This is a genomic window from Streptomyces scopuliridis (genome assembly GCF_042790125.1).
Taxonomy (GTDB): Bacteria; Actinomycetota; Actinomycetes; order Streptomycetales; family Streptomycetaceae; genus Streptomyces; species Streptomyces scopuliridis_A.
Genome location: NZ_JBHTZS010000036.1, coordinates 49,460 through 73,450 on the forward strand (window position 1 = coordinate 49,460; position 23,991 = coordinate 73,450).

Here is a 23,991-nt window from a genome sequence, read left to right on the forward strand (position 1 = left end):
GGAAGCTCGGAAATCCAGGCCGATGAAATAAGTTAACCGTTTCCCTGACACTCACTTCGAACTCCGCCTACGTGGGATGAAGCCTGCCGCCAGACCAATTGCTCATGACTTTAGTCAGAGATTTCGGGCACGTCGTGTCCACCTATGTACACTCCCGGTGTTTAAGAACGAAGTGAGAGGGGGACGGACGAGCAGTCTTCCCCTATCCCTCTCGTCGCTCCGCCGCGTGCCTCTCCTCCAACAGCTTCGCCATGTCGCCGATCGTGGGGGCCGCCAGCAACTCGTCGTCGGTGATGGTGACCGCGAAGTCCTTCTCCAGGATGATGGAGAGCTCGACGATGGAGAGCGAGTCCAGTTCGGCGTCCTTGACGGTGGCCTCCGGAGTGACCCTCTCGGGGGCGACTTCGAGTTTGCCGACCAGTATTTCCTTGAGCATCTCGAACATGGGACGGTCCAATTCTGTTGCGTAGGTGAACGGTTGGGGATGGCTGATATCAGGCGGCGGGCAGACGCGGCCAGGTGAGTGTGGCCGCGCCCCAGGAGAGTCCCCCGCCGAAGGCGGTGAGCAGGATCCGGTGCCCCTCGACGAGACCGCCGTCCTCGGCGGCCTGAGCGAGCAGCAACGGGATGGAGGCGGCGCCGGTGTTGCCGACCCGGGAGATGTTCGACAACCGGCGCCCGGCCGGTACGGCCAGCTCGTCCGCGACGGCTTTGAGGATCCTGGCGTTGGCCTGATGGGCGGCGAACCTGTCGATGTCCTCAAGACGCCAGCCGGCGGCCTCGACCGCGTGCCGGGATGCCGTTGACATCCACTTCACGGCCTGCCGGAATGTGTCGCGTCCCGCCATACGGAAGAACTCGTCGCCGGGCTCGTACGACCCGTTCCGAGAACGCTGGCGCGAACCCCCGGCCGGTACCTCGATGAGGTCCGCGAACCTGCCGTCGCTGCCGAGCACCACGGGGCCCACCGCTCCGAGTTCGCCGGCCTGACCCGCTCGCAGCACCACGGCGCCCGCCCCGTCCGCGAAGATCACCGCTGTGGAACGGTCCTTCGCGTCGATGAGGGTGGTGAAGGCGTCCGCTCCGATCAGCAGAACCTGCCGCGCCGTGCCATGGGCGATCAGCCCCGCCGCCGTCGCCAGGCCGTAGAGGAAACCGGCGCAGACCGCCGAGATGTCGAAGGCCGGCACTCCCACGAGCCCGAGGCGGGCCGCGACATCCGGCGCGGTGGCCGGGCAGAGCCGGTCGGGAGTGGTCGTGGCGAGCACGACCGCTCCTATCTCCGGGTCGCCCGCGGAGGCCAACGCCCTGCGGGCCGCCTCGACCGCGAGATCCGACGTGGCCATGCCGGGGGAGATCACGTGCCGGGTACTGATGCCGGTGCGGGTACGGATCCACTCGTCCGACGTGTCGAGGCGGGCGCACAGGTCGTCATTGGTGACGACGTTCGGAGGCACCCATCCACCGACGCCCGCCACCACCACCGCCCGGTCCTTCTCCTGGTGTCTCACTGGCATGTACGGGCCTCCCTGGTCGAGTGGTCGGGGCGACACCTGCGTGCGCGGACCCGTCTGCGACGTCATCGGACGGCCGGCGGCTCCGTCCCCTGACGGGCCATCAGGTACCACCGTGTGGCAACGCGGTTCACCGAATTCCCGCCATCGGAGTCCTGCCACCGGGATTCCGAAACCATTCGCGAGGAATCCGCCGTCACCTTCTGCCGTCACCTTAGTGGGAGATTTTCGGGGAATTCGTGTCCATGCATGTACACTCCGAGTGTTTAAGAACGGGGGAGAGGGACTTGGTGTGTGTCCCGTGTGGTGGGCCGCCCGGAGCGAAAACCCAGAAGGGGCGGGCCCGAAAAGGGCCCGCCCCGTCTGGGTCGGCATGGCCGAAGACCCCCGGGCGCGCGTGTCCGTGGGCCCGTCGGGGGGGCGCCGCCGCAGGTGCACCACACTTCGGCTCAGTTCCTCGGTCCGTGCCTCATCCATCCGCTCATAGCCTTCCTCGGTAATGGACGCGATGACCGGGAAGATCCGCCGGGAGACGTCCGGGCCGCCGGTCGCCGAGTCGTCGTCCGCCGCGTCGTACAGCGCCTGGAGCGCGGCCAGCGCGGCTTCGCGGCGCGAGAGCCCGGGGCGGTAGAGCTTCTTCAACGCCCCACGGGCGTATGGGGAACCGGATCCCACACTGTGGAAGTCCCGCATCTCGTACGGTCCGCCGGTCACGTCGTAGCTGAAGATCCGTCCCTCCTCGCCTTCCGGGGCGAGCAGGTCGTACCCGGCGAGCAGGGGTATGACGGTGATGCCCTGCATGGCCTGGCCGAGGTTCGCCCGGATCATGGTGGCCAGCCGGTTCGCCTTGCCGTCCAGGGTCATCGCCGTGCCCTCGACCTTTTCGAAGTGGGCCAACTCGACCTGGTAGAGCCGCACCATGTCCAGCGCGATCCCTACGGTTCCGGCGAATGCCACCGCCGTGTGCTCGTCCGCGGGATACACCTTTTCCAGATCACGCTGCGCGATGAGGTTTCCCATCGTCGCGCGCCGGTCACCGGCCATCATGACGCCGTCCGCATAGGTGAGTGCCAGCACGGTTGTACCGTGCGGAATCTGATCTGCGGTCAGCCCCGCGGCCCCGGCGGGCCGCTGCCCACTTCCGGGCAGCAGGTCCGGTTCATAACGTGCCATGAACTCTATGAATGACGACGTTCCGGGGGTAAACAGCCAGGGTGTCAGCGGCTGCCCGCCGGTGGTCCCAGTCACTCGGTGTCCCCTTTCCGCAATGCGCTGAAGATCTTCGGAACCTACCAAATTTCCGATCTCCGGAAACCGGCCGCCGCGAGCCTGCCGATCAGTTCCCGGAGTCGGATGGCCGGTTCCCGCCTTCCTGCGGCGGGTGGGCAGGGCGGCAGAGTGCGGGTATCGGCCAGGTGCGGATGGTGCCCGAGCCGGCGACGGCGGCCTGCACGAAATCCTGGCCCTCCAGGAACTCCGCGTCTGTGCCGCCGAACCCGCACAGGCCGCCCGGTCGGGCGGACGGCTCCTGTCAGGTGGCCGGCGGCCATGTTCCGACTTTGAGCAGACCCATCGCATACGCTCTGGAGACCAGTTCTGTCCGATTGTCGGCCTGGAATTCTCTCATCAGCTCGCCCAGATGGTACGAGATGCCGTTGCGGCTCATATAGAGCTGGGATGCCAGTGTTGCGTTGGACAGACCACGCGCCACACCCTCAAGAACCCTGCGGCCCATTTCGCTGACGGTGACCTGCCGGCTCAGATCATTCGTACGCACCGTCGAGTGGCGGTCCGGATGCCATAAAGCGAGCAGACCGGGGCCGCCCTCGAATCCGCCCATCGCCACGCCCACCAGATTTCCACCGGCGCACCGCCCGCCCCCACGGACCAGGATGGTTTCCTGGGAGAAGCGGATCCGCCGACCTTCCAGTACTTCAGTGATGAGTAAATTCAAATGTTCTTTCACGCCTGGGTGGAATAAATCCGAGAGATGCCCCCCGACGATCTTTTCCCGCGCTCTCGATAAGTTGTGAAGGAAACTGGGGCTCGCCCACAGGACCCTCCTCTCCGCATCAATTACGGCCACGCTGATTCCGGATTGCATGAGCAGGGCCCAATGGAATGTATCCGTATCGTGGACGGCGATAGGCACAACTCCCCCTTCTGTCGAGTATGTCCAGAAACGGTGAGGGTTGGGGTAAACGGTACTTGAAGAGCTGAGGCTCTGCCACATGTCACGGCTTCCCTGTGCCACGCAATGCTAGGACTTTTCTTCAATCCCTGGAGAGGAAAGTCCTAGAGCTTTCCCCTGGGCGAATCAATGCCGAACGTATGCGCGATGCCATTGGTGGGTTTGGTCTTGATTCAGATTTTATTCACGCATGGTTCCGCATCTTTCTTGATTAAAGTCCTTGAAGGGTATGTAAGGGTATGTGCGGACCGTTGTGGACATCGCGCCGCGCGTGCCGGCACAGGCGGAACTGTCGCGTGAAGGGAGCGCGTCCACCACGCCGTCGTGCACATGGCCTTCGCCGCGGTGCGAACGGCACGATCGTCGGCCCCGGCGCGCGTTCCTGGACGGAACAGTCGACTGGCCGCGCCCGAAGAGAGCCTGTGGTGGGTCGTGCGGTCCTTGACCGCTACGAGATGATCCCGGCATGAGCCAGATCATCTTGATGTCGGATCCGAAGGTGGCGGCCATTCCCGTGCGCGAATGCGGTGCGTGCCTCGCGGACCTCCGGCTGGACGGCCGGCTGCTCGTAGACCCGCGCAAGCAGGATGACTCGGATTCCTTCTTCTTCCTGCGCGAAGGTGTGCTGGAGCGCCTGTGCCGGGCACAAGCCGAACTGCCAGGCGATCTGCGGCTGTTGGTGGTCGAGGGGTACCGACCCCCAGAGCTGCAGCGTCGCTACTTCGAGGATTACTCGGCGGAGTTGCGGGCTGAGCAGCCCGGTTGGTCAGAGGAACAGTTGCGCACGGCGACGAGCCGTTTTGTGTCACCCCCGGAGATCGCGCCTCACAGCGCGGGGGCGGCAGTGGACCTGACACTTGCCGATGCCGATGGCAACGAGTTGGACCTGGGCACGCCGATGAACGCGACTCCGGAGGAGAGCGCTGGGGCCTGCTACAGCGATGCCGCCGCGATCGACGGGCAGGCGCGTGGCAACCGGGAGATCCTGGGGAGCGTTCTGAGGGCTGCGGATTTCGTGAACTATCCGACGGAGTGGTGGCATTGGTCGTTCGGCGACCGCTACTGGGCTCTGGTTACCGGAGCGGCAGCCGCCTGCTACGGACCGAGAGGACGTGATGGGCAGGGATGCCCTTGATCGAATCTCGGCTGGTCCTGTATGGAGGGGCCGGCGGGGTTCACCACTCAACGCCGCACACCGGGCGCCGACTACACCGCCCCGGGTGGCTGCCAAAGGGCCCGCCGCTGGGCAATCCTGGACCCCGCGCGAAAGGAGGCCCAGGACCGCGTTTCAGTGTCGTGCGGCCGCGAATCGCCTGCAGTTGTTGTGGATGGTGTCGAAGGACTTCGGCTTCGCCGTTGTTCTCGCCTTGCCAAGTGGCCCGTTGGGGCCGACAGCAGGACGCTCGGTTCCGTAGATCCACGGCCGGAACACGTCGTCGAGGTCGCTTCCGGCGACACGTGCGGCGTGTGCGGTGAAATCGGCCGTGGTCGCCGCCTCGTCGGTCTTCTGCGAGGCGACCCATGTCCGCAGGATCCTGAAGAACGTGTCGTCGCCGACCCTGGTGCGCAACGCCTGCAGGGCGAGCGCGCCCCGGTAGTAGATCGGGAACGACAGGGCGTTGTCCGGATCCGGGTTGGCCGGTGCCTGCTTCCAGGCCTCGTGGCCCGCTGGGTACAAGTCGTAGCTGGACTGGGCGAGTTCGGCCGCCGTACCCTGCCCCTCCCGCTCCGACCACAGGAACTCCGCGTAGGTGGCGAATCCCTCCGACAGCCATTGCTCGTTCGGCGTCGGGTACACAGCGTTTCCGAACCACTGGTGGGCCAACTCGTGTGCGACCAGCGACGCGTTCGCGCCGTCTTCGAAGAAGCCGCCGTAGTAGATCGGCCGGGTTGCCGTGGCGACCGGGGTGCGGAACTCCATGTCGACCAGCCCACCCAACGCGGTGAACGGATAAGGACCGAACCACTTCGACAGCGCCGTGACAATCTCCGGAGTCCGCTCGACCGACGTGCGTGCCGGGGCCTCCAGCGGGCCGAGACCGGTCCCGTACGCGGTGACCAGCTGCTTTCCGCCCAGTACCGTCGAGACTTTCAGGTCGTACTGGCCGATCGCGAGCAGCGTGGTCAGACTCGGCTGCGGAACCTCGTTGCGCCATGTCCACTGGTCGCCGCCGGGCACCGGAACCGGTCCGCCGGACCGCAGGGTGCCGTTGGCGACCACCTTCAGCCCCGTCGGCACGACGACCTTCACCTCCATAGTCGCCTTGTCCGCCACGTCGAAGGCGGTCGGGTACCACCACGCCGAACTGAACACCGCCAGCGCACCGTTCGCCGTTCGCTTCCAGCCCGCGCCGTGTTCACCGCCTCCCGGGTACGTGCCCGGGGTGTCGCTGTAGCGGACCTCCACGAGGAGGTCACCACCTTGCTTGATCGGCTTCCTTGGCGTGATGGTGAGCTTACCGTTCTCCGTGGAGAACGTGGCCGGCTCGTTGTTCACAACGACCGACGACACAGTGAGCATGAAATGGAGGTCGAATTGCGGCAACCGGCGCGTCGTCCTGGCCAGAATGGTGGCGGAACCGGCGAGGGTATCCGATTCCGGCCGATAGTTGAGGTCGACGGCGTAGTGTCTGACATCGAAGCCGTCGTCCGCGGATCTGCCATTTCCCTGAGCCGTCGCACTGATCGCCGGGCCGACCAGCACCAAAGCCGCACCCATCGTGAACGCTCGCCTGCTCAACTCCATTTCGACCTCCCGATCGTGGATTCGGGGGATACTAACGACCGCCGGATGAGCCGACGGAGTTCAACTCCTCCATCGCTCAGCGCAGATGAGCGATATCCGGGCGTGTGTAGGCCGTACCACCTTCCTGGTGCGGCCCGCCTCTCAGCTGGTGGTGTAACTGACTGGCGTGTAGAGGCCGTCGCACCGCGTCGATTCACCCGCGCAGCTCGGCTGCTTGAACGAGTACTCGCGTCCGTCGTTCAGTGGCTTGCCGTGCGCGTCGGTGATGCGGACCGTGAAGGTGGCGCGGGCGGCCGACGTGGGCTGTATCTCGTAGCGCTGACCGTTGTCCCCGGTCATCTGTGCCCTTTTCCACGTTCCGTTCTCCTGGTACTCCACACCGCGGATGCCATTGGGGAGGTTCGTGATGACGACTGGGCTGTACCACTTGGAGGCGTCCTTGGCGAGCCCGATCTTGATGTCGCCGCGGTAGTCCGGTGCGGGGATGAACGACCACTCGATTCTCCGGTTGTTCCACTTGCCCATCCTCTCCAGGTCGCCGACGGGAGAGCCGTTGAGTGTGAAGCGGCCAAGGGAACTTCTGGCGATGTCCAGATGGTTACGGTCGGAACGGCACCACTCGTTGGGATCGGCGCAGCTGTCGGTGACAATGGCCTTCACAGTGGCGCCGTTGAACTTGTCACGCTTCCACGCACCTCCCCGACAGATTCCCTGGCCGGCCGCGCCGCCGTTGGCGATGGTGCAGAAGTCGCCGAGTTTTATTTCCACCCAGCGGCCGCAGTTGAGCCCGTTGTTCCACACGCCCTTCAGGGCCTCGGGAGCGGGGCGGGGGAGAGAAGGGGAGAAGTTGTCGGGGACGTCGTACACGTTGAGTGCGACGAAGTCCTCGCTCTCGATCTGAGCCGGCGGAACGCCGCATCCGCCACCCGCGTCACCGGTCTTGTCGAAATGCGTGGCCACACCGGTGAACATTCCCTCCTTGGCCTTGCGTGATGTGACAGAGGGCTTGGGTGTGGGGCGCGACGACGGCTCCTTGGGAGCGGCCTTTCTCGACGGTCTGAGAGTGGGCCTCTTCGTCCAGGACATGGTGGGGGTGGAAGACGGTGAGGTGGTCACGTCACCCGCAGCGGTCGGTGCCTTGCCGGCCCGGTCGTCGGCCGAGGTTGCGCTGGGCAGAAAGACACCTGCGGCGACACCTACGACGCTGATCGTGATCACGCTCGCGATGATTGCCGTGCGCTTCGGATTACTGGAGGGCGGACTCGGCTTCTCCATAGCGACCTGCCTCGTTGGTGAAATGAGAATGGGTGGGCCGCGCCCCTGAACAAATGAAAGACGGGAGACTCTGCCGTTAGGCGCGTGGCCAGATGTGCGGTTGGCCGGGATGCTGCCACGTTTCCGGATAATGTCCAAGGCCGCTGAGTGGCGCTCACGGGTATCAATTGGCCGGGAATAGAGGCTGTCCGGGCCCATTGGGGAGGAAACGGAAGTTGCGTGTCTGCCCTGTCGGGGCACCCTGGTCGGAGGGAGAAAGGGCTCGTTGAGCTGGAAGAACGATCGTCAGCGGCACCAATGGCACGTGTTCTGCATGGGGGTTGCGGCCTCTTCCGCGGAAAGATCTCCGGCGTCCGAAAGTGATGGGGGAACAACAGGTGTGAGTATCAGTGCGGTTTCCACAACCACATGTTGTGAATGCCGTCATGTCCGGGGAGGCGTAACCCGGGGCTCGTCGGTCCTTACTCATCACCTGGGCGGTATCCCGCCGATTGTGTGTCGCAGCCTGATGAGGAAGGAGAATGAGTGGCGGCCACACGTGTTCTTGTGCACACTGGCGTGCATGTTGATCGGCATCTGGCCGCTGAGGGCCCTGCGCATTCGGTCGCCCCGTCTTGAGTTGCGGCTTCCGTCCGAAGAGGAGCTGGCAGCGGTGGCCGATGTGGCGGCACGGGGAGTTCATGCCCCGACCGCACGGCCGTTCCTGACACCTTGGACGGATCTGCCACCTGCTGAACGTGCCCGCCACGTCGTGCAGCAGCACTGGAACCGGCTGGGGACGTGGACACCCGACGACTGGGCACTGGAACTCGTCGTGTTCTTCGAGGGGCGCCCCCGTGGGGATCCAGGAGATGCGCGCCACCGACTTCGGTATCCGACGCGAGATCACATCGGGCTCGTGGATCGGGATCGACCATCAGGGCAAGGGAATCGGAACCGAAATGAGGGTCGCCATGCTTCATCTGGCGTTCGCGCAACTCGGCGCGGTGACCGCCAGGTCGGTGTCCTTCATCGACAACGATGCTTCGATCGCAGTGTCGCAGAAGCTCGGCTATCAGCCTGATGGCACCAAGCGCGATGTACTCCACGGGCAGGTCGTGGAGTCCCAGTGGTTCCGGCTCTCACGGCAGGACTGGAGCCGTCAGGAGCATGTGCCCGTGACGGTCAGCGGACTGACGGCGTGCGCCGACTTCTTCGGGGTGGCCACTGAGCCCGCGAAGGGTCATTGATCACGAGCGGATCCAGAGGAAGAACGTGGCTCCGGCCGTCGGTTCTGCTCTGTTCGTAGTGCCGCACCGTACGGAGCTGGCCGAAGGCCGTAGACGGAGACCGGCGGGCGGTTGGTTGAAGGCGCGGCAGCGGATGCTGTCACGCCGGTGGTGTGCCGGCAGACCTCGACTCCAGTTCGCCAAGAGTTGACATAGAGCGCGCTCCAAGTGATGGAATCCTCGCCACGACCAAGGACTGAGGGGGCTGGCCATGCGTTACCGGGTGCTCGGCGGGACCGGAATCGAAGTGAGTGCGCACTGCCTCGGGACCATGATGTTCGGTGCTGTCGGCAATCCCGATCACGACGACTGCGTCCGCATCATCCACGCGGCCCTCGACCGAGGGATCAACTTCGTCGACACGGCCGACATGTACTCGGCGGGCGAGTCCGAGGAAATCGTCGGCAAGGCGCTCCAGGGCCGCCGCGACGAGGTGGTGCTGGCCACCAAAGTCCACTTCCGCATGGGCGAGGGTCCCAACCGCAGCGGCAATTCACGCCGCTGGATCATCAAAGAGGTCGAAGAGAGCCTCAGGCGCCTGCGGACGGACTGGATCGACATCTATCAGGTCCACCGCCCCGACCACACAACGGACATCGAGGAGACGCTCTCCGCCCTGAGCGACCTCGTCCACCAGGGCAAGATCCGCGCCTTCGGCTGCTCCTCCTTCCCGGCCGAGGAGATCGTCGAGGCGCACCATGTCTCCGAGCGGCGGGCCCTGCTGCGCTTCAGGACGGAGCAGCCGCCGTACTCGCTGCTGGCGCGGGGCGTTGAGACGTCCGTGCTTCCCGTCTGCCAACGTTACGGGATGGGCGTGCTGACGTGGAGTCCGCTCGCCTCGGGCTTCCTGTCCGGGGCATACCGCAAGGGCCGGCCCATCGACCTGTCCACGGGCCGGGCGGCACTCACCCCGGCGCGCTTCGATCCGACGATCCCCGAGAACGTCGCCAAGCTGGAAACGGTGGAAAAGCTGGCGCTGCTCGCGGACCGCATCGGCTGCTCGCTTCCCCAGCTCGCCGTGGCCTTTCCCCTCGCACACCCCGCCGTGACCTCGGTCATCATCGGCCCACGGACCATGGATCAACTGGAAGGCCTGCTGAAGGGCGGCGCACTCACCCTGGACGACGACATGCTCGACCAGATCGACGACATCGTGCCGCCCGGATCCAACCAGTACCACCCCGACGGGGCCTGGCGCGCCCCCTCGCTTGTCGACGTCGCCCGGCGCCGCCGGCCTCTCGCGGAGCGTGCAGCGGGCTGACCTCCGGCCCAGCAGGCGGGCTTCGGCCGCTCGGTACAGCGCGGTGGAGGGGACGCCGGCGTGCTTGGCGCAGCAGGTCTCAGACCGGTCAGGAATCGAGAAGCCCTGGCCGCTGCGCAGCCCCTAGCGTGCTGGTCATGGCAACCACCGCTTCCATCGCAGCCAACACATCCCTCGCGTCCGTCACCCTTGAGGTGGCCGACCCCGAGGCCGCCCGCCGCTTCTACAGCGCCTTCGGTGTGGACACGTACATACGTCTGCGGGCGTCCGAGGCATACTCCACCGGATTCCGCGTCCCCGCCGACGGCACCGGCTCGCACCGCGTCGTCCTCGGCAGCACCGCCGAGACCTTCACCGACCCGGACGGGTTTGCCTGGGAAGCTGCCGCGTCGCTCGCCCCCACGCCGTCCTGACTTCCGGGCCCTCACTCCCGCCCCGCCTGACCCTGTACGAGAGGAAACCGCCATGCCGTCCACGAAGTCGCCCGCCGAGGACTCCGGCACGGCCACCGAGAAGTACAACGGATTCACCGCCGAAGAGCGGGCCGCGATGAAGGAGCACGCACGCGAGGAGAAGAAGGCGGCGGCGCGGCGCGGTTCGTCCCGGGCGGAGAAGGAGGCGGCGGCCGAGCGGGACGTGCTCGCGAAGATCGCCGAGATGCCGGAGGTGGACCGCCTCCTCGCCGAGCGGATCCACGAGATCATCGAGACCGCCGCTCCGGATCTCGCGCCCAAGCTCTGGTACGGGATGCCCGCGTACGCCAGAGACGGCAAAGTCGTCTGCCACTTCCAGGGCGCGGAGAAGTTCAGGACGAGGTATGCCACGCTCGGGTTCAGCGACCAGGCGGCACTCGACGACGGCGCCATGTGGCCGATCGCCTACGCCGTGAGGGAGCTGACCGCAGCCGACGAACAGCACATCAGGGCCCTCGTCAAGAAGGCGGTCGGCTGAGGCCGGCCGGGGTGGGGCGCGCCGCGGGCCGGTGGGTTGATCGGTCCGCCAGTCTTGATCACTGCAGAGCCTCCTGGGTAGTTTCGCCGGCATGACTGAGCTCGGACCCGTCGCCTGGCCACCTGCCCCGATCAGGACTGAACGGCTCGTGCTCCGCCAGCCCGAGGCCCGGGACCGGGCGGCGTTCATCGATCTGTTCGCCTCGCCGGAGGTGGGGACCTACATCGGTGGTCCTCGACCGCGTGATGAGCTCGAACGCGCGGTGCCTGCGGTGCCGCGGCAGCGCCCTGGCCTGTTCGTGATCGATCTCGACGGAGCGATGATCGGCATGATCACACTCGATCGGCGCGACGCAGAGCGTCCGGGCCACGTCCGTCCGGATGCCGGGGAGGCCGAACTCGGCTACATGTTCCTGCCGGAAGCGTGGGGACGCGGATACGCCGCCGAGGCGTGCGCGGCGGCACTCGACTGGTTCGCCGAGGCACTTCCCAGCGAGCCGGTGGTGCTCGGCATCAGACCGCCAATGACCGCTCGATGCGCCTCGCGTCGAAGCTGGGGTTCACCGAGGTGGAGCGGTTCGAGGAGTACGGCGCCGAGCAGTGGTTCGGCGTGTGGACCTCGGTCACGCCGGCCGGTTGAGTTCGTGCTCGACGGCGCGGATCCACGAGGCCACCGATCGGTCGTACGAGACTCGTGTGCGATCCGCCGCGATGCCCGGGGCGGGCTCTGGCTGAACGCGCGCCGCGGCGTAGGCGTCACTCAGCCGGCGTGCACTCCTCGGCGTAGCGCGCCAGCCCTTCCGCCATGCCCCGCATGAACTTCTGGAGGTAGCGCGGCATGATCCAGCGCAACAGCCGACTCGTCTCGTACTCGCCGTACCAGTGAATGACCGTGCCCGAACCCGCTGTTGGCTTCAGCTCGATGCGCGCCTGATAGTTGTGTATCGACGAATTGAACGCGTCTTCGTAGGCCAAGAGGCGGCGCTCGACCTTCTCAGTCAGCCGCTCCCCGCTCACAACGCGCCCCGTCCGGAAAGCCCGGACGGCACCGACGCCGTCGTCGCCGCCAGGGTTGAGGCCGACCGACCGTGTCGTGTCCAGACTGTCCACCTTGGACCACAGCGGCCAGCTCGTGGCGTCGACCAGTAGCTTCCAGACGATTTCCGGCGAGGCACTGGTGGTCACTGTGACGTCGTATGTGTGCACGGAGGAGGGCTCCTGTGAGTGGATGCGGGCGGTGCGCCCGGCCAAGAAGACGCGGTCGACGCGGTAGCGGTTGGCCGGGCACACGTTCATCCGGTAGCGCGAGAGTCAGTCGGCGTACTGGATGGTGACGCCCGGCACTGCGGTCCGTGCCGAGCGGCATCCGTGCCGCCTTGGTGGCGTGGTCATCAGTCGAGGAAACGCAATAGCTCGGCGGTGACGAACTGAGGGTTCTCCTCGATGAGCCAGTGCCCGGCGTTCGGTACGTCCACCGCCCGCACGATGTTGGTCAGGCGTGGGGCCACTGTGCCCTGGATCGCGTCGAGTTGCCCTTGGGCGGTCATGAGCAGGGCCGGGGCACGTACCGGTGCTGCTGCCACGGTGTCGCGGACGTCTTTGTCGAGGGCGCGGTAGAGCTCGAAGCCGCCTGACAGGACCTTGGGCCGGCTGTAGGTTCGTGCGTACTCGTTGATCTCGGTTTCGGTGAACGGGGACCGTTCAGAGGTGCCACCGAATGCCGTGCCACCGAACGAGACCTGGGGATAGAACAGTGCCAGGTACTCGCGGACATCGTCGCCCACGACCGCCTCGGGGACCCGTCGCTGGGAGTGAAACGCGATGTGCCAGCTCAGTGAGCGGTAGGTGGGCGCATCGATCGCGGGCCCGGGCAGAGGCAGGTCGAGGTAGCCGAGGCGTGCGGTGTCGTCGGGGAATTGGCTGGCGTACTGGAATGCCACCGCGGCGCCGAGATCGTGTCCGATGACACGGGCATCACTCACCCCGAGCCGATCGGCGATCAGCGTGTGCACGTACCGCGCCAGCGTGGCTTTGTCGTAGCCGGTCGGTGAGCCGGTGCTGTCACCCAGCCCGGGAAGGTCGACGGCGTAGACGGTGTGGTGCTTGGCGAGTTCCGGCATGATCGGCCACCAGCCGTACCAGGTCTGTGGCCAACCGTGTATCAGCACGACCGGCGTGCCGCTGCCGCCGGTCACGTAGTGCATACGGACGCCGTCGACGTCGGCGAACTTGTGCCGGAAGGTGTTCTTGAACCGGGGATCGTCCTGGAGGGCGGCGGCGTAGCCGGGAACACCGTCGCCGGCTGTCGGCGCGGACGTGGACGTGGACGCGGAACAGGCTGCGGTGCCGATCGTGAGCAGGAGGGTGAGCATCACGGTTGCCACCGTGTGCGCGGGTCGGAGGAAGCGGCGCGACAACGGCCGTGGTGCTGTGATCATGTGTTCACGTCCTGAAGAAGGCGGATCAGCGGCGGGTCGTGCCGTCGATGAGTTCGCGGAGGATGTCCGCGTGGCCCGTGTGTCGGCCGGCTTCCTCTGCGGGCCGCCGGCTGCCGGTCGGGCCGCGTGGACGCCGTCCCAGCACGCGACCGCATCGGTGGTGCTCATCGAGGCTCCTTGCGTCGGTAGGCGCTCAGTCTTGCCAGACACCCCACGGCCTGGCACGGAATCTTGCGGTTACTGCAAGATGGCCTGATGGATCACAAGACGGACGACGACGTGCTCGACGCGGTGGGGCCGCGCCTTCGCGCGCTGCGTCGTGACCGCGGCATCACCCTCGCCGACCTCGCGTCGACGACCGGCGTGTCGGAAAGCACCCTGTCCCGGCTGGAGAGCGGGCAGCGCCGGCCGAGCCTGGAACTGCTGCTGCCGCTGGCCCGTATCTACGACGTTCCGCTGGACGACCTCGTCGGTGCTCCGCGCACCGGTGACCCCCGGATCCACCTCAAGCCGATCAGGCGGTTCGGAATGACCTTCGTGCCCCTGTCCCGGCGACCGGGCGGTGTGCACGCGTTCAAGATGATCATCCCCGCCCAGCCGGAACCACTCGAACCGACCCCGCAGACCCACGAAGGCTTCGAATGGCTCTACGTGCTCAACGGACGTCTGCGACTCGTGATCGGCGAGCGCGATCTGACCCTGCCGCCCGGTGAGGCAGCCGAGTTCGACACGTCCTTGCCCCACTGGCTGGGCAGCGCCGACGGCGGCGTGGTTGAGCTTCTCATCCTCTTCGGCCTGCAAGGGATGCGCGCGCATGTACGCACCGACCCCCATCGCTCGTCTCAGGCCGGGAGCCGACGGTGAACTCAGCGAGAGATTCCGTACTCCCGCCGGCAGCGAGCCCTCGGCCCCGGCCCCGGCCCCGGCACCGAGGCCGGGCGGTTGCTCTACATCGATCACGCCCACCACGGCTGCACCTCACCACCCCACCGACGCGACCCGTAGTCACCCCCCACGCACAGCGGACACGTAGGGTTGCCCAACATGCGAATCGTGCGAACCCTCCCGGGAATTGCCCTGATCGTTCTCGCCACCGTGGCCTGTCAAGGTTCGGGACCGGATGACGGCGAATCCCGCCCTGCGGACTCCGCGCCGCCGAGGAGCGGCAAGGAACTACCCGTCGCGGTCACTGCGGCCGAGCCCGGACTCCTGACGGTGAAGTCGCTGCTGACCACCCTCCCGGAACCTCCCGACGACGCCGAGTTCACCGAACGGGCACTGTGGCAGATGCGTAAGCACACCGTGGCCATAGCCGGGGTATCGGGGAGGACCAGCGCCACGTGTGAGGGCGGCGAGGTGAGCGAAGCGCCCGGTGTGACCACACGGTGCACCGTCACCTACGAGGGCTTGAAGGTTCCCTGGTCCATTCGGTTCAGTGAGCCGGCCGGCGACTTGAAACCGTACGAGATAAGCAGCGGGGGCCGGGTCGCCCTCACCGCGAAGTCCGTCTACGGCGAGTTCTGGAAGGAGTACAACGACGTCAGCGAGCATCTGCGCTGTGACAAGGTGCCGGACCTTGAACTCGTCGCGTACGAACGGGACACCGGTCACCGCTGCCAGTACGCCTCGTCCGTCGACGGAGCGTCCCACTGGATCAACGTGCCGGTGAGCGTGGGCGAGGGCGGGGTCGTCTTCGACGAGGGCCGCTCGCCGGAGACCTCATGAGGTCATGGACATCGGTACGGGGGAGCGGCACGGCGCCCGCCGGGATGCGGTCCGTGTGACTGCCCAGGTTGCGTTCAGTGCACCGTGGCCGCCCGATCAGAGGCCATCCGGCAGGGGCTGACCTGCGAAGACGCTTGACGCTTGCTATTTCGCAATCAGGACGAGCAGTGCGCGGCCGCCGAGCCGATAGCTGGTGCCGGCGCCCCCGATGACGGCCTCAGCACCGGGAGAAGCAACCTGGCCGGGGCCCTCGGCCCAGGCGGAAGTGTCCGTCACTCGGTACCACTGCTTGCCCGACCCGGGAGACGGGAGTGTGAAGTCGACGTCACCGGACCAGCCGTTGTAACCGACGTACAGGGCGCTGCTGGAGTCGCCCAGTTCGGTTCCGTCGATGCGCCACGCGAGCGCGTGGTTCGAGGGGTTGTCCCAGTACGCCGCATCGGGGGCCGAGCCACCAGGAGTGTGCCAGCTCAACTGGGGCATGCCGTTGCCGTTGGTGTCCGAGCCGCTGTAGAAACCGGCCGGGCGCAGCGCGGGGTGTGCTGTGCGGAAGGCGATCAGGCGCTGGGTGAAGGTGCGGAAGGTGCTCTGGTCGCCGGTGTACGTGGTGCTGAGCCAGTTGGCCGACGAGTCCAGGTTGTAGGGGTTGTTGTTGCACCGCAGGGAGCGCAGGTGCTCGTCGCCGCCGGTCATCATGGGTGTGCCGGCGGACAGCATCAGGAAGGCCATGCCGTTGCGGGCGGCCTTTCGCTGGTCGGCCGCGTTTCCGTTCTGGTCCCAGGAGATATTGTCGTCCGAGCCGCCGTCGGAGGGACCGTACGGCCACGTCTGCCCGTTGTTCTTGCCGTTGCACGCGTACAGATCGGCAAGAGTGAAGCCGTCGTGGGCGACCATGAAGTTGATGGAGTTCCAGGGCGCCCGCCCGTCGTCCTGATAGAGGTCGGACGATCCGGCGAACCGGGTGGCGAGTTCGCCCGGCGTGACGTTCTGAAAGCCCATGGCGTTCTGATCGCGGCGCAGGGTGTCCCGGAAGATCCCGTTCCATTCGGACCATTCGGCGGGGAAGTTGCCCACCTGGTAGGTGCCCGCGCCGATCGCCCAGGGCTCGGCGATCCAGTCCGTACCGGTGCCGCCCTGGGCCGGGCGTGCGGGCATGGTCGCGGTGATCCGGTTCAACGCTGTGTTCGGATCGGTTTTGCTGTACTGGAAGCAGCCGTGCTGACAGGTGTTGCCCAGTACCGACGCCAGATCGAAGCGGAAGCCGTCGACGCCGAGGGTGTCCTTCCAGTACGCCAGGGAGTCCATGATGAGGTCCTGGGCGACGGGATTGTAGGTGTTGTAGTTGCCGCCGACGCCCGTGTTGTCCCACGGGCTCTGCCGGTCGGATGTAAGCGAGTAGTACGTCGGGTTGTCCAGGCCCCGGAGGGACAGCAGGCTGTAGGTGTTCTTGTCGGCGGCGTTCCAGGGCCCGCCCTCGGCGGTGTGGTTGTAGACCACGTCCACGAGGACCTTGATGCCGGCGTCGTGGTACGCCTTGACCATCGCCTTGAACTCGCGTGTGGGACCTCCAGGGCTCTGGTCGGATGCGTAACGACGGTCCGGTGCGAAGTAGTTCAGCGTCGAATAGCCCCAGTAGTTGTCCCCGGCGGTGCTGTTCGGGTCCACGTCGTTGGCGTCGTTCTGGGTCTCCTGCACGGGCAGGAACTCCACCGCCGTAACGCCCAGGGCGGCCAGGCTCGCGGCCTTCAGGCCCGCTCCCTTGTACGTGCCGCGGTCGGCCGCGGGGATGGAAGCATCGTTCTTGGTGAGGCCCCGGACTTGGACTTCGTAGACGATGTCGTCCTTCAGGGCGCGGCTGGGCTTGCTGCCGGTGCCTGTGGTGTCACTCGGCAGCACGATGCCCTTGGGCGCCTGCGGTCCGCTGTCGAGGGTGCGGTACTGCGGGCCGGAGGCGTAGACCGTCTCGCTGTTCACCGCGGCGGTGCGAGGGTCATGGCTGAGTTCCCGCGCGTAGGGGTCTGTCAGAAGCTTGTTGGGGTTGAACCGGTTGCCGGCGGAGTCGACATCGGAGACGAATCCGGCGGACGACCCCTTCGTCCAGGCTGAGCTGTACGGCCAGTTGGGGCCCCAGGCCCGGTAGCCGTAGTAGACCGCCCCGGTGATGCCGTACTGGTCGCGCAGCGTCGCGACGGATACGTTGACCGACCAGACGCCACTGGTGGGGTCCTTGGTCAGCGGATAACTGACACGCTCCTGGCTACCGGAGGCGGACGCGTACAAGGAGACGTCGATCCGGGTCGCCCGTGACGAGTAGATACGGAAGCCGATGCCCGCCCCTGTGGAGTCGTAGGCCGCTCCCAGATTCCGCGCACCGGAGGCCACGAGAGCCGACGTCTCGGCCGCAGCGGGGACACCGGGACCGGTCAGGGCCGCGCATACGACTACAGCGGCGAGCACCACACGTCGGAGCTGTTCTCGTATTCGGGCACGGACACAGGTAGCGGGACGCACGGCTGCTCCTTCACGGCATGGAGGGGCCGCAAGCGCCGCGGCCGCACTGTAACCTGCAAATCCTTGCGGTAACTTGCCGCAAGGTAGCGGGCCGACCGGTCCGCGTAAAGACTTCCGGCGCGCGCCACCGAGTACCTCCCGCAGGCACATGGCGACTCCAAGCTCCGACCGGTGGGCCGGGCAGCAGCGGTGACCGCGAAGTCCCCCGCTCGCTCTTCCCCGGTTGTCGGGCGAACCAGCCGATGCACCAGGCCACCCTGCGGGTCGGACTGGGCAGGGACGGACTGAGTAAACTCAGCGTTCCCCTCCAGCGGGCCCGGACCTCGTCGATCCGTCACCTCGCCCTCCAAGCCGCGGCCCCGTCACCGCCAAGGGCTGCGGTTGCCACGACAAGACCGCCCCCCGCCTGGTCACCGAGGCCGAGGGCACTTGGAGCCGATATGCCCCGGCGATCGCGAACGGCGCCGATGACGGACAATGCCAGGATGATCCGACCCAGAATCCGCGTCGCCGCATACGTGATCCGGCATCGCGCAGCCCCCGAGCTGCTGGTCTTCGACCACGTCGATATGCCAGAGGCCGGCACTCAGGTCCCGGCGGGAGGAGTCACATCGGGCGAAGGACCGGAAGAAGCGGTTCTTCGAGAGGTCGCCGAGGAAACCGGCCTGCTGACAGCCACAGTGGTCCGGCAGATCGCTGAGGAGGACAAACCCCACCCCGACACGGGACAGCCACGACGAAGCGGCTTCTTCCACCTCCAGGCGCCCGCGGACACCCCCGATGCCTGGGAACACCACGTTCACGGCGACGGAGATGACGCCGGCCTCACCTTCGCCTGCCGGTTCCTCCCACTTCCCCTGAAGCAGCCACTGGCCGACGATCAAGACGCATGGTTGGGCCACATCGACCCGCGCTGGACCACCGTTACCGGCAACAGGCAGTAATCAGCCGTCGGACTTGCCCGCTGAATACGCGGCACATCAGGATGCGCCCCCACCAGCCCGAAGGGCCGTACCTCCGGACCGCGTCTGCATCCGCGTGGCTGTGCGGCGACCAACTCGTGGCTGAACGACGCGAAGTTCTGCGGCGGCGGTGACGTGGACGAGGACCGCGTCACGCAGCTGGAGAAGCCCGGCCGGTCCGCGAGCCACACTTCGACGCCAACGGGGCATCAGGCGCGGTCCAGCCGCCTGCTGCTGACCGTATCCGGCCGCGCACGGATGCGCCGCGGTCAGCCGGCCGGCACAGTGCGACGGGAGCGGATCAGCGCCCGGCGGCCGAGGACGATGGCGATCGCTCCCAACGGGATGGCCACGATGGCTCCGACGATTCCGTTGCCGGTCCCGGGACCGCCGCTGGAGGTGGCCAGGTGCACCACCGCGAGGACCGTGCCGGCCAGCCCGGCCGTCATGGCCGAGATGGCGCCGGCGCGCGCGTTGCCGGTGCGGCTACGGCCGGCGAGGCGGGCCAGCGCCAGCCAGCCGATGGCCACGCCGACCGCCCCCACCGCGAGGGCCAGGTTGGCACCGGTCCGCCCGTCGCCGATGACTCCGCCCTCGGCAGCCGCCATCAAGACGTCTGATGCGTTCATGCCTCTCCCCTTCTTCGCTTGGATCAATTCCAAGGTTTCGCTGTGCCGTGAGCATGTCTGCCGACCGCAGTGCCGGTCGTCCCTCAGGCGCAGGCACTTCGCGCTGCCGCCGCTGCCGCAGACGCCTGCTGCGGGTGCGGCAGGAGCCGCCCGGATACCGCGAGCGCGGTAGTCGGCCGCTCGTCCACGAGCGGGACGCGCTCGCAGCGGCACACGGTTAGGGTGCGCGCATGGACCAAGGTCGGTTCGGCGTTCCTGCCGGTGTCGGAGACGGGGCGATCGCCCTCGGTGTGGCGGCACTGCTGCTGGGCAATGGGCTGTCAGGGGAGCACCCCGGCACGGGCCCCGACATGCTCGGCTACGTGCTGCTGGCGGCCGGTGGCCTCGCGCTGGTCGCGCGTCGCCGCGCTCCGCTGACCGTCCTGGCCGTCACCGGGCTGTGTGCGGTGGGGTATCAGGCGGTGGGTTTCGACGTACTCGCCGTCTCGTACCTGGTCGCTGTGTACGGCGCGGTGCGGGCCGGCCAACGGGCCGTCACGGTGGCGGCGTCCGTGGCCATGCTGGTCGTCCTTCACCTCACTGCTCTGGTCTTCCATGATGGGCCTGCGGGTGAGGCGTTGGCGCAGGCCCGGCACGTCCTTGAGCTCGCCTGGTTGATTGCCGCGTTCGCCGCGGGGGAGGCGCTGCGGCAGGCCGAGCAACGAGCGGACGAAGCCGAGCGCACCCGGGAGGAGACCGCGCGGCGCCGCGCGGATGAGGAACGGCTGCATATCGCGCGGGAGTTGCATGATTCGCTCACCCAGCAAATCTCGATCATCAAGGTTCAGTCGGAAGTCGCCGTCCACGTGGCCCGCAGGCGAGGTGAGCAGGTACCCGAGGCCCTGCTCGCGATCCAGGAGGCCGGACGTGAGGCGACCCGGGAGCTGCGCGCCACCCTGGAGGCGCTGCGTGATGACGACACCACCCCGCCCCGCGGGCTCGACCACATCCCGAAGCTGGTGGAGCAGGCAAGCAGGGCGGGCCTGGAGGCGACGCTGATGGTCGAGGGACAGCGGACCGACGTGCCGGCCGCGGTGGGCCGGACTGCGTACCGGATCGTTCAGGAGTCGCTGACCAACATCGCCCGGCATGCCGATGCCTCGTCCGCGTCGGTCCGCATCGTCTACCGGGCCGACTCACTGGCCATCCAGGTCGATGACGACGGCCAGGCCACACCGACCACAGTGCCGAAGCCCGGCCTGGGGCTGCTCGGCATGCGCGAACGTGTCACCGCCCTCGGCGGTCGGCTGCGCGCACAGCAGACCGCCGAGGGCGGTTTCACCGTCGAGGCCGAACTCCCCGTGGAACGAGCGTCATGATCCGTGTCCTGCTCGTCGACGACCAGCCGCTCATTCGCAGCGGATTCCGTGCGCTCCTCGACCTTGAAGACGACATCGAGGTGGTGGCCGAGGCAGCAGACGGTGAGCAGGGCCTGGCGCTGACCCAACAGCACCTGCCCGATGTTGTGCTGATCGACATCCAGATGCCGGTCGTCGACGGCATCGAGGCCACCCGGCGCATCGCCGCGGACCCGGCCCTGGCCCCGGTGCACGTCGTCATCCTCACCAACTACGGCATGGACGAGTACGTCCTGGACGCGCTGCGCGCCGGCGCGGCCGGTTTCCTCGTCAAGGACATCGTGCCGGACGACTTCGTGCACGCTGTGCGGGTCGCCGCCCGCGGTGACGCGCTGCTCGCGCCGTCCATCACCCGCAAGCTGATCAACCAGTACGTCACCCAGCCGCTCCCGGCCACCGCCGCCGCCGGGCTGGGAGAGCTGACCAGCCGCGAACGCGAGGCCGTCACCTTGGTCGCGCAGGGTCTGTCCAACGATCAGATCGCCGACCGCATGGTCATCAGTCCAGTGACCGCGAAGACCCACATCAACCGGGCCATGACCAAACTCCACGCCCGCGACCGCGCCCAACTCGTGGTATTCGCCTACGAATCCGGCCTGGTGACTCCGCGCACATCCTGACATCCATGGGCCGGCATCCTGACATCCATGGGCCGGTCGAGATCTGGGACGGGCCGGCGTTCCGGCACGGTATGCGGCCGGGGATGTCTTCCCCCCCATCACCCCCAAGGAGAAGACCGGGCTCAAGAACCAGACCGGCATGAAGAACGTCGAAGCTCTTTTTGTGCACGGCACAGGGCTGCCGCATGCCGCAACGGGACCCCATCACAAGAAGCTCTCTTGGGCCTCAGAGCATCGCCACTCCCGCCACGGCCGTCGCCATGAGCACGATGATCACCAGGACGTTGACCATCACTTCCCGCTCCTCCGAGCGGTGTTCGGCCGCGGGGTCCAGCACGAACTCGGCCGGGTTGCCGGGCGTGTAGTGGACCGTGACGTCACGGCCGTACGCGTCGGCGGGGTCCGGGAGGTTCGACGTGCAGTGGGCCGTGACGGCCGTGCCCTCGCGGGTGGTGAATGACACGACCGGAGTGATGGTGGTCGAGGTGTGGCCGTCGTCCTGGTCGACGCTGACGTCCTTCAGGACCGCGACGACCTGCCCCCGCACGCTGTCCATCGCGGCCAGTCTCTCGATGCGGCGGTTCTTGGCGCGTACTGTCCCGGGCAGCGAAGCGGCGGCGAAGACCGCCCACGGTCCGCCGAAGCCGATCAGCGCCCACGGCCACCCCCAGCCGACCGCGGCGAGGACCACCAGCCCGACGTAGACCAGGAAGACCGCGAAAGTTGGCCAGCCCAGCCCACGACTTGGCTTCTCCGGGGTGTTGGAGAACCGGTAGGCGTGCGGTCTGCCCCGCGGATGGCTGACCCCGATCTCCCGGCCCTCCCACGCAGCGGTGATCATCTCGCCCCGCTCACCGTCGTTCGTCACGGTGATCTGCTGACCCGAGGCCGGGTCGCGGTAGGAGACGACCACCCATATCCCGCCCGTCCGGGACCCGCCGTGCCGGGGCTCCCGCACCTGCTCGATCCGCCCCGTGAGCCGGACCGTCCGCTGCGCCTTCGTCACCCCGGCCAGCGACATGCCGTACCCGGCCAGCGTCACCACACCCCACGCCGCACACCACAGCACCAGAAACTCGTCCCATCCCATGCACCCCTCCTCCTGCCCGATCCGGTCAACTGCCGTTGCGCCGAAGCACGTTGCCCTGACCGTCCGCCTCCAGCGTTCCCGCGCCCCCGTCGCCGCTGACCATGACCCTGAGCGTGAGCGAGCCGGTGACACCGTCGGCGGTGAGCTGCCAGCTCTGCGGGGACTCGACGCCGAGGGTCGTCCTGGCCTCCTCGATCAGGCCGGGGACACGTTCGTAGGGCAGGGACCTCGGGTCGAATGCGGCGGCCTTCACGCCGGTGGAGGTGAAAACGACCGTCAGCAGGCGGTCCTGCACGACGACGGTGAGCGCCTGACGCTTGTCCGCACCCTGCGTCAACGACTCGACGGCCTTGCGCAGTTCACCCTCGTCGAGCATCGATTGGCCAGGACCGAGGGTGACCGTGCCCGTCGCCGACGTCACGGTGGTCGTGGACGACGAGGAGGAGACGGACGGCCTGGGGGCGCCGCTCTTGCTCTCGTGGGAGTCGAAGAGGTCGGCACGGAACAGCAGGAGCACGGCGGCCGCGCCGAGCAACAGCCCGAGGAGAGCGAGGACCGTGCTGAAACAGCCACCTGGCGTCTCGCTCTTCATGGCCGGACCGGGCACCGAGTCCACCCGGGCCACGGCCGCCCGCTCCTCCCACTCCGGCGTCGGCCGCATCACGATCCGCGTCTTCCACGGCCGGTCCGGCGGATACTCCACCACCACGACTCCGCGCGGCCGGTATTCGGACAGCTCGACGAGGTTGACGTCCTGCCGTATCTCGACACGGAACGCGGGTGCGTCGTCCGGCACGACGGACAGCTCGAACCGCACCGGCACATCGCTGGTCTCACCCCCGACGGCCTCCAGGCTCTCGATCACCGCGAGCGCCGTGCGCGGCACGACGGCCGCTTCCCGGGCACGGTGCGGCAGTGTGGCGAGGAAGAAGAGGAGCCCGTAGACCGCCGGCAGGACCAGCCCCGTGACGATCAGTGGCGCCCTCTCGACGACACAGCCACCGATGAAGGCGGTCAGCGACGCCCCGATCACGCCGCCCGTCAGGAACCCCAGAGCGAGGCCGGCAGGCGTGTTGTGCGTGGGCGGTGTGCCCGCGGTGATCGTCATGTTGCAGATTGTGCACGCCATGCGCGACGGACGACAGCCCTGTGGATAAGTCGTCCCATCTGGTGAGTTCGCCTGGAGAGGCTCGCCGGGCCCTTGCCCCGCGTCTATGACCTCACCGGCGCGGCGCCGTTGCTGTTCGCGTTCTTCGCGGCGACGGCGGAGACCGATCGGGAGACGATCCGCGAGTCAGCCTCGTTGGCCCTCACCCGGGGCCACACGCAGGAGCAGGTGGCGGGGGGGGGGGCGGGGGCATGAGGGGTGGGGGGCCACAACGGGGTGGTGTTGGGGCACCGGGGCGCGGGGGTT

Annotated in this window: 22 protein-coding genes and 3 pseudogenes; 12 read left to right on the forward strand and 13 right to left on the reverse strand. The window is 67.3% G+C overall.

What is annotated here, in order from left to right; genetic code table 11:
* Positions 1 to 202: 202 nt before the first annotated feature.
* The 4 genes and pseudogenes from ACFRKB_RS33835 to ACFRKB_RS33850 form a co-directional block, all read right to left on the reverse strand.
* Positions 203 to 436 carry an acyl carrier protein gene (locus ACFRKB_RS33835; protein ID WP_383110443.1) on the reverse strand — a complete coding sequence of 78 codons (234 nt, stop codon included), beginning with the start codon at positions 434 to 436 and terminating at the stop codon, positions 203 to 205.
* A 58-nt stretch (positions 437 to 494) separates the two neighbouring features.
* The gene (locus tag ACFRKB_RS33840; RefSeq protein ID WP_383110464.1) at positions 495 to 1,517 is read right to left on the reverse strand and encodes a beta-ketoacyl-ACP synthase III; all 1,023 of its coding nucleotides are present in this window, start codon (positions 1,515 to 1,517) and stop codon (positions 495 to 497) included.
* 402 nt (positions 1,518 to 1,919) lie between these two features.
* Positions 1,920 to 2,687: pseudogene (gene prcB, locus ACFRKB_RS33845) on the reverse strand (proteasome subunit beta); the annotation flags it as partial.
* A 358-nt stretch (positions 2,688 to 3,045) separates the two neighbouring features.
* Entirely contained in the window at positions 3,046 to 3,666 is a 621-nt protein-coding gene (locus tag ACFRKB_RS33850; RefSeq protein ID WP_383110444.1) for a LuxR C-terminal-related transcriptional regulator, read from the reverse strand.
* 505 nt (positions 3,667 to 4,171) lie between these two features.
* On the opposite strand from ACFRKB_RS33850, the gene ACFRKB_RS33855 reads away from it, so the two are divergent.
* Positions 4,172 to 4,840 (forward strand): M15 family metallopeptidase, encoded by a 669-nt coding sequence (locus ACFRKB_RS33855; RefSeq protein WP_383110445.1) that lies wholly within the window; start codon positions 4,172 to 4,174, stop codon positions 4,838 to 4,840.
* Between the two features lie 153 nt (positions 4,841 to 4,993).
* Here ACFRKB_RS33855 and ACFRKB_RS33860 read toward each other — a convergent pair whose 3' ends face one another.
* Positions 4,994 to 6,409 carry a M1 family metallopeptidase gene (locus ACFRKB_RS33860; protein WP_383110465.1) on the reverse strand — a complete coding sequence of 472 codons (1,416 nt, stop codon included), beginning with the start codon at positions 6,407 to 6,409 and terminating at the stop codon, positions 4,994 to 4,996.
* 183 nt (positions 6,410 to 6,592) lie between these two features.
* Entirely contained in the window at positions 6,593 to 7,423 is an 831-nt protein-coding gene (locus ACFRKB_RS33865) for an RlpA-like double-psi beta-barrel domain-containing protein (protein ID WP_383110446.1), read from the reverse strand.
* Between ACFRKB_RS33865 and ACFRKB_RS33870 the strand changes: the two genes are divergently transcribed.
* The 6 genes and pseudogenes from ACFRKB_RS33870 (at position 7,416) to ACFRKB_RS33895 (ending at position 11,845) form a co-directional block, all read left to right on the forward strand.
* The gene (locus tag ACFRKB_RS33870; protein ID WP_383110447.1) at positions 7,416 to 7,775 is read left to right on the forward strand and encodes a hypothetical protein; all 360 of its coding nucleotides are present in this window, start codon (positions 7,416 to 7,418) and stop codon (positions 7,773 to 7,775) included. The two genes, ACFRKB_RS33865 and ACFRKB_RS33870, sit on opposite strands and share 8 nt — an antisense overlap.
* Before the next feature lie 802 nt (positions 7,776 to 8,577).
* On the forward strand, positions 8,578 to 8,955 hold the full coding sequence (locus tag ACFRKB_RS33875; RefSeq protein WP_383110448.1) for a GNAT family N-acetyltransferase: 378 nt from the start codon (positions 8,578 to 8,580) through the stop codon (positions 8,953 to 8,955).
* Positions 8,956 to 9,205: 250 nt separating this feature from the next.
* Positions 9,206 to 10,255 carry an aldo/keto reductase gene (locus ACFRKB_RS33880; protein WP_383110449.1) on the forward strand — a complete coding sequence of 350 codons (1,050 nt, stop codon included), beginning with the start codon at positions 9,206 to 9,208 and terminating at the stop codon, positions 10,253 to 10,255.
* 137 nt (positions 10,256 to 10,392) lie between these two features.
* A complete protein-coding gene (locus tag ACFRKB_RS33885) occupies positions 10,393 to 10,668 on the forward strand; it encodes a VOC family protein (protein ID WP_383110450.1) in 276 nt (91 codons plus the stop codon).
* Between the two features lie 52 nt (positions 10,669 to 10,720).
* Positions 10,721 to 11,206 (forward strand): iron chaperone, encoded by a 486-nt coding sequence (locus ACFRKB_RS33890; RefSeq protein WP_383110451.1) that lies wholly within the window; start codon positions 10,721 to 10,723, stop codon positions 11,204 to 11,206.
* Between the two features lie 91 nt (positions 11,207 to 11,297).
* Positions 11,298 to 11,845 (forward strand): annotated as a pseudogene (locus ACFRKB_RS33895) (GNAT family N-acetyltransferase).
* 116 nt (positions 11,846 to 11,961) lie between these two features.
* Here the strand turns inward: ACFRKB_RS33895 and ACFRKB_RS33900 are convergent.
* From ACFRKB_RS33900 to ACFRKB_RS33910, 3 genes and pseudogenes are all read right to left on the reverse strand, one after another.
* Positions 11,962 to 12,501, reverse strand: coding sequence for an SRPBCC family protein (locus ACFRKB_RS33900; protein WP_383110452.1), 540 nt, complete (start codon positions 12,499 to 12,501; stop codon positions 11,962 to 11,964).
* Between the two features lie 95 nt (positions 12,502 to 12,596).
* Positions 12,597 to 13,577 carry an alpha/beta fold hydrolase gene (locus ACFRKB_RS33905; protein ID WP_383110466.1) on the reverse strand — a complete coding sequence of 327 codons (981 nt, stop codon included), beginning with the start codon at positions 13,575 to 13,577 and terminating at the stop codon, positions 12,597 to 12,599.
* Positions 13,578 to 13,668: 91 nt separating this feature from the next.
* Positions 13,669 to 13,776, reverse strand: a pseudogene (locus ACFRKB_RS33910) (mycothiol transferase); the annotation flags it as partial.
* A 122-nt stretch (positions 13,777 to 13,898) separates the two neighbouring features.
* Between ACFRKB_RS33910 and ACFRKB_RS33915 the strand changes: the two are divergent.
* Together ACFRKB_RS33915 and ACFRKB_RS33920 are read left to right on the forward strand one after the other, a co-directional pair.
* The gene (locus tag ACFRKB_RS33915; RefSeq protein WP_383110453.1) at positions 13,899 to 14,507 is read left to right on the forward strand and encodes a helix-turn-helix domain-containing protein; all 609 of its coding nucleotides are present in this window, start codon (positions 13,899 to 13,901) and stop codon (positions 14,505 to 14,507) included.
* 180 nt (positions 14,508 to 14,687) lie between these two features.
* Positions 14,688 to 15,368, forward strand: coding sequence for a hypothetical protein (locus tag ACFRKB_RS33920; protein ID WP_383110454.1), 681 nt, complete (start codon positions 14,688 to 14,690; stop codon positions 15,366 to 15,368).
* Between the two features lie 144 nt (positions 15,369 to 15,512).
* Here the strand turns inward: ACFRKB_RS33920 and ACFRKB_RS33925 are convergent, their stop codons facing one another.
* Entirely contained in the window at positions 15,513 to 17,879 is a 2,367-nt protein-coding gene (locus ACFRKB_RS33925) for a glycogen debranching protein (RefSeq protein WP_383110455.1), read from the reverse strand.
* Between the two features lie 485 nt (positions 17,880 to 18,364).
* Between ACFRKB_RS33925 and ACFRKB_RS33930 the strand changes: the two genes are divergently transcribed.
* On the forward strand, positions 18,365 to 18,823 hold the full coding sequence (locus ACFRKB_RS33930; RefSeq protein ID WP_383110456.1) for an NUDIX hydrolase: 459 nt from the start codon (positions 18,365 to 18,367) through the stop codon (positions 18,821 to 18,823).
* A 287-nt stretch (positions 18,824 to 19,110) separates the two neighbouring features.
* Here ACFRKB_RS33930 and ACFRKB_RS33935 read toward each other — a convergent pair whose 3' ends face one another.
* On the reverse strand, positions 19,111 to 19,470 hold the full coding sequence (locus ACFRKB_RS33935) for a DUF6223 family protein (RefSeq protein WP_383110457.1): 360 nt from the start codon (positions 19,468 to 19,470) through the stop codon (positions 19,111 to 19,113).
* Positions 19,471 to 19,700: 230 nt separating this feature from the next.
* On the opposite strand from ACFRKB_RS33935, the gene ACFRKB_RS33940 reads away from it, so the two are divergent.
* Complete coding sequence (locus ACFRKB_RS33940) at positions 19,701 to 20,828, forward strand: sensor histidine kinase (protein ID WP_383110458.1); 1,128 nt, start codon at positions 19,701 to 19,703, stop codon at positions 20,826 to 20,828.
* On the forward strand, positions 20,825 to 21,487 hold the full coding sequence (locus tag ACFRKB_RS33945) for a response regulator (RefSeq protein ID WP_383110459.1): 663 nt from the start codon (positions 20,825 to 20,827) through the stop codon (positions 21,485 to 21,487). The genes ACFRKB_RS33940 and ACFRKB_RS33945 overlap by 4 nt, the downstream gene beginning before the upstream one ends.
* A 226-nt stretch (positions 21,488 to 21,713) precedes the next feature.
* Here ACFRKB_RS33945 and ACFRKB_RS33950 read toward each other — a convergent pair whose 3' ends face one another.
* Positions 21,714 to 22,577, reverse strand: coding sequence for a DUF3592 domain-containing protein (locus ACFRKB_RS33950; protein ID WP_383110460.1), 864 nt, complete (start codon positions 22,575 to 22,577; stop codon positions 21,714 to 21,716).
* Positions 22,578 to 22,602: 25 nt separating this feature from the next.
* Positions 22,603 to 23,685: a hypothetical protein gene (locus ACFRKB_RS33955; RefSeq protein WP_383110461.1), complete on the reverse strand. Its 1,083-nt coding sequence runs from the start codon at positions 23,683 to 23,685 to the stop codon at positions 22,603 to 22,605.
* Between the last annotated feature and the right edge of the window lie 306 nt (positions 23,686 to 23,991).

Bases quoted from the DNA above. Each gene is read 5' to 3' on its own strand.
- ACFRKB_RS33945 (WP_383110459.1), top strand. From the start codon at position 20,825: ATGATCCGTGTCCTGCTCGTCGACGACCAGCCGCTCATTCGCAGCGGA.
- ACFRKB_RS33880 (WP_383110449.1), top strand. From the start codon at position 9,206: ATGCGTTACCGGGTGCTCGGCGGGACCGGAATCGAAGTGAGTGCGCAC.
- ACFRKB_RS33875 (WP_383110448.1), top strand. From the start codon at position 8,578: ATGCGCGCCACCGACTTCGGTATCCGACGCGAGATCACATCGGGCTCG.
- ACFRKB_RS33890 (WP_383110451.1), top strand. From the start codon at position 10,721: ATGCCGTCCACGAAGTCGCCCGCCGAGGACTCCGGCACGGCCACCGAG.
- ACFRKB_RS33905 (WP_383110466.1), bottom strand. From the start codon at position 13,577: ATGCTCACCCTCCTGCTCACGATCGGCACCGCAGCCTGTTCCGCGTCC.
- ACFRKB_RS33885 (WP_383110450.1), top strand. From the start codon at position 10,393: ATGGCAACCACCGCTTCCATCGCAGCCAACACATCCCTCGCGTCCGTC.
- ACFRKB_RS33865 (WP_383110446.1), bottom strand. From the start codon at position 7,423: ATGTTCACCGGTGTGGCCACGCATTTCGACAAGACCGGTGACGCGGGT.
- ACFRKB_RS33930 (WP_383110456.1), top strand. From the start codon at position 18,365: ATGATCCGACCCAGAATCCGCGTCGCCGCATACGTGATCCGGCATCGC.
- ACFRKB_RS33940 (WP_383110458.1), top strand. From the start codon at position 19,701: ATGGACCAAGGTCGGTTCGGCGTTCCTGCCGGTGTCGGAGACGGGGCG.
- ACFRKB_RS33840 (WP_383110464.1), bottom strand. From the start codon at position 1,517: ATGCCAGTGAGACACCAGGAGAAGGACCGGGCGGTGGTGGTGGCGGGC.
- ACFRKB_RS33915 (WP_383110453.1), top strand. From the start codon at position 13,899: ATGGATCACAAGACGGACGACGACGTGCTCGACGCGGTGGGGCCGCGC.
- ACFRKB_RS33855 (WP_383110445.1), top strand. From the start codon at position 4,172: ATGAGCCAGATCATCTTGATGTCGGATCCGAAGGTGGCGGCCATTCCC.
- ACFRKB_RS33955 (WP_383110461.1), bottom strand. From the start codon at position 23,685: ATGACGATCACCGCGGGCACACCGCCCACGCACAACACGCCTGCCGGC.
- ACFRKB_RS33900 (WP_383110452.1), bottom strand. From the start codon at position 12,501: ATGAACGTGTGCCCGGCCAACCGCTACCGCGTCGACCGCGTCTTCTTG.
- ACFRKB_RS33935 (WP_383110457.1), bottom strand. From the start codon at position 19,470: ATGAACGCATCAGACGTCTTGATGGCGGCTGCCGAGGGCGGAGTCATC.
- ACFRKB_RS33950 (WP_383110460.1), bottom strand. From the start codon at position 22,577: ATGGGATGGGACGAGTTTCTGGTGCTGTGGTGTGCGGCGTGGGGTGTG.
- ACFRKB_RS33920 (WP_383110454.1), top strand. From the start codon at position 14,688: ATGCGAATCGTGCGAACCCTCCCGGGAATTGCCCTGATCGTTCTCGCC.
- ACFRKB_RS33835 (WP_383110443.1), bottom strand. From the start codon at position 436: ATGCTCAAGGAAATACTGGTCGGCAAACTCGAAGTCGCCCCCGAGAGG.